This window comes from Mobiluncus holmesii ATCC 35242 (assembly GCF_000185445.1).
GTDB lineage: Bacteria > Actinomycetota > Actinomycetes > Actinomycetales > Actinomycetaceae > Mobiluncus > Mobiluncus curtisii.
Genome location: NZ_GL622349.1, coordinates 1 through 528, shown reverse-complemented (window position 1 = coordinate 528; position 528 = coordinate 1). Strand labels below are relative to the sequence as shown.

The window sequence follows — 528 nt, the reverse complement described above, 5'->3', positions numbered from 1 at the left end:
CGCATCAACCTGCCAGTCTGTTCCCGTCCGATAGCAAACCCCGCCCGGCGCATAGCGTGCCACATTTTACGAATCCCATAAACACGGTAATTCTGGTCGAAAATCTTCACGATTTCCTCTACTAGCACAGCATCTCTCAATCGCCTAGCACACACAGTTCTTGACTTTGCCGCCCGGTAACCACGCGAAGTGATAAAGCCCCCAACCGTGCGTTCTCTCATAACCCGGCAAATACACCCGACCGAGAAACAATCACGACACTCAATCAACAAACGCAATCATCTCATCCCGGGATGGTCGAGTTCTTTGGCGAAAAAAGCCGATGCGAGCTTCAAAATCTCGTTAGTACGTTTAAGCTCCGCGTTTTCCCTACGCAACCGCCTTATCTCGGCAGACTCCTCCCGACTAACCCCAGGTCTTTCTCCCTGGTCTATCTCGGCTTGAACAACCCAGCGGCGCAGTGATTCCCGGCTGACACCGAGTTTCAGTCCGATATCGCTGATAACCGCCCATCTCGAAACCCCAGAA

At 52.7% G+C, this 528-nt stretch carries 2 protein-coding genes; both read right to left on the bottom strand.

Features of this window, described 5'->3' with window-relative positions:
• Positions 1–221, bottom strand: a 221-nt coding sequence (locus tag HMPREF0576_RS09670; protein ID WP_154645589.1) for an IS3 family transposase, incomplete at its 3' end; no start/stop codon positions are given.
• A gap of 57 nt (positions 222–278) precedes the next feature.
• Positions 279–528 (bottom strand): IS3 family transposase (locus tag HMPREF0576_RS09590; protein WP_004011551.1); only part of this gene is annotated, 250 nt, incomplete at its 5' end.